At 66.2% G+C, this 2,280-nt stretch carries 4 protein-coding genes and 1 pseudogene; 1 reads left to right on the top strand and 4 read right to left on the bottom strand.

Features of this window, described 5'->3' with window-relative positions; genetic code table 11:
• Positions 1-52 precede the first annotated feature (52 nt).
• Positions 53-601 (bottom strand): annotated as a pseudogene (locus tag V7050_RS20535) (transposase); the annotation flags it as partial.
• Positions 602-698: 97 nt separating this feature from the next.
• Between V7050_RS20535 and V7050_RS20530 the strand changes: the two are divergent.
• The gene (locus V7050_RS20530; RefSeq protein WP_324411213.1) at positions 699-914 is read left to right on the top strand and encodes a hypothetical protein; all 216 of its coding nucleotides are present in this window, start codon (positions 699-701) and stop codon (positions 912-914) included.
• A 3-nt stretch (positions 915-917) separates the two neighbouring features.
• Here the strand turns inward: V7050_RS20530 and V7050_RS20525 are convergent, their stop codons facing one another.
• The 3 genes from V7050_RS20525 to V7050_RS20515 are packed head-to-tail and all read right to left on the bottom strand — an operon-like array spanning position 918 to position 2,223.
• Positions 918-1,262 (bottom strand): DUF2190 family protein, encoded by a 345-nt coding sequence (locus tag V7050_RS20525; RefSeq protein ID WP_324411211.1) that lies wholly within the window; start codon positions 1,260-1,262, stop codon positions 918-920.
• Between the two features lie 3 nt (positions 1,263-1,265).
• Entirely contained in the window at positions 1,266-1,478 is a 213-nt protein-coding gene (locus V7050_RS20520; RefSeq protein WP_324411209.1) for a phage head-tail joining protein, read from the bottom strand.
• Position 1,479: 1 nt separating this feature from the next.
• Positions 1,480-2,223, bottom strand: a complete 744-nt coding sequence (locus V7050_RS20515; protein ID WP_324411208.1) for a phage major capsid protein — start codon at positions 2,221-2,223, stop codon at positions 1,480-1,482.
• Positions 2,224-2,280 lie beyond the last annotated feature (57 nt).

Raw genomic sequence — 2,280 nt, 5'->3', positions numbered from 1 at the left:
GCCGAGTGAATCACGGTTCGACGAAAACTGACAGGTAAATGCGGGTGCCCAGCTTCGCCGGGCGCGCGGTCCAGTCTTCCGGGATGCGCCCCGCCTTCAGCTCTTCCTTCTCGGCGCCGGTGTTCCTCTGCCGCGGCGCTTCCACGATCGAGGCATCGATCATCTGCCCGCCCATGGCCAGATAGCCGGACGCACGCAGATGCGCGTCAAACCGGGCGAACAGGGCGTCGATCGCCTTGGCCCTGGTGAGCAGTTCCCGGAACAGCCAGATCGTGCGGGCGTCCGGCACCCGCCCGTGCAGATCGAGCCTGAGAAAGCGCATGAAGCTGAGCCGATCGCGGATCTGGAACTCGGTCTGCTCGTCCGCCAGACCGTAAAGCGCCTGCAGCACCAGGACCTGAAACATCATCACCGCGTCCATCGGAGGCCGCCCGCCCCGCGACCGATCCGACCGATCGAGCGCAGCCTCCAGATCGGCCCGAAACATCTCAAAATCCACCACCGCCGCCAGCCGCTCCAGCGGATCGCCGCGCTTCGACAGCGCCGCGTACCGATCGTCCAGATCGAACAAACCCGGCTGACCCACCCAAACCCCTCCCATCCAAGATGGAGCCGATAGAATCATCAATGACCTGATTTGGCTAGGTATTTAGAAGTGTCCACGCGGTCATGCTCGTCGACCACGCTCGGAGACGACCATGTCCAGGACCAACGACGCGGCGCTTGCCGCCTTCATCGCCCGCAAGGCGGAGATCGACGCTGCCCTCGAGCGCATCCGCGCCGCCAGCGACGACCACTTCTTCACCGGCCCAGATGACGTGAACTGGGGCCACGTGACCACCCTCGCCGACTACGCGGAACTCCTCAAGCGGATACAGGAGGCGCTCTTCCACGAGGGCGGACACACGCGCTGAACTTCAGGCAGCCGCCGTTGCCACCGCGTTCAGCCGTACGGTGACAGCTGCTACGCCGCTCCCTGCCGCATGCGTGGCGATGCCGATGGGATAGAGCCCGGGTCCCGGCGCGTCGACCTGATGGGCGGTGTCGTTCCAGGCGACAGCGTCGCCAACAGAAAGGACCGTGGTCGGATTCTTCGGCAGCTCGAAGACTCCGGTGGTGGCGATCTCCAGCGACTGTCCATCTTCAGCCGTGAATGCGGCGATGCCAAATAGGCTGCCGATCAGCACACCTGCGCCACTCGTCGCGCCGCCAGTGGGCGCGGTGACGGTGATGACGTCGCCGGTCTGGATGAAGGTCTTCATGGCTCAGAGTCCTTTCGAGGATTGGATGCGGACGACGGAAATGCGCTCCGGTCTTGTGCTGGCGATCTGACGGCTGAGGTCGGCCAGCGCCGCCGCCATCTCGCCGTCGGTGGCGTAGGTCACCCGCTTGCCGTCGTACTCGGCGGTGCGCACGCCCTGATAGCGTGCAGCCATCAGGGCGTCGCGCCAGGCGGTGAGCTGGGCGAGGTCAGCCACGTCATGCGCCCGAGTTCATGAACCAGCCGCGGTGGTCGATGAAGCCGGCGCCAAAGTCGAGGATCACTCGGATCTCGACTCCGTCCACGTCCCAGCCAGAGCGGCTCTCGACTTGCGGCCCCTCCGAACCCGAGAGGTAGGCGAACTCCAGTCCGTCGATCTCGCTCGGATCGGCAGTGACGTACCAGCGCGTGGCCGAGGTCAGGCGCGGCTCGACCACCAGCGATAGCGCCCCGGAGAAGGGGTTCACGTCCGAGGCAGTGGCGGGCGCGATGGTGGCCAGCCACTTCTCGGCCGTGGTCTCCAGCGCGGGCGGAACCAGTAGGTTCTTCGGTGTCACGCGGATGGTCCGATCCTCGATGCCCTTCTGCGTGCGCAGCGCCAGCCGCGCGGCCGACAGCGTCGCATCGGAGATCGCCGCGCCCGAACCCGCCTTGTTGCCATGGTCGGCGTGGAACAGAGTCTTGCCGTCCGACAGGCTCGGGCCGTTTCCGCTGCCCGCCTCGAGGAGGGTCACGAGGATCCGCGCTTCGGTCTCGGCCGCGCCGTGACCCATGCGGCGCGCGAGGTCGGCGAAGGCGCCGAGGTCGTCGTTCACCAGCACCTGCCGGGTGATGCCGATCTTCCGCGCCCAGGTCTCGACCTTGTAGGCCTCGCGCGCCTCGGCCATCGTGCCGGCCTTGATCTCGCCGTGCTCGTTCAGCTTCTCCAGAAGCGGCGCTTCGCCAAGCATGATCTTGTTCACCGTGCTGTGACCCCCATCTTTCACCCAGCTGAAGCTGGAGTCCGGCGGTCAAACTGG

The sequence above is a fragment of the Amaricoccus sp. genome, assembly GCF_036846665.1.
In the GTDB taxonomy this organism is placed as follows: Bacteria; Pseudomonadota; Alphaproteobacteria; order Rhodobacterales; family Rhodobacteraceae; genus Amaricoccus.
Note: the sequence above shows the minus strand (reverse complement) of the source record. Positions and strands in the feature narration are given on the sequence as shown.

Bases quoted from the DNA above. Each gene is read 5' to 3' on its own strand.
- V7050_RS20525 (WP_324411211.1), bottom strand. From the start codon at position 1,262: ATGAAGACCTTCATCCAGACCGGCGACGTCATCACCGTCACCGCGCCC.
- V7050_RS20530 (WP_324411213.1), top strand. From the start codon at position 699: ATGTCCAGGACCAACGACGCGGCGCTTGCCGCCTTCATCGCCCGCAAG.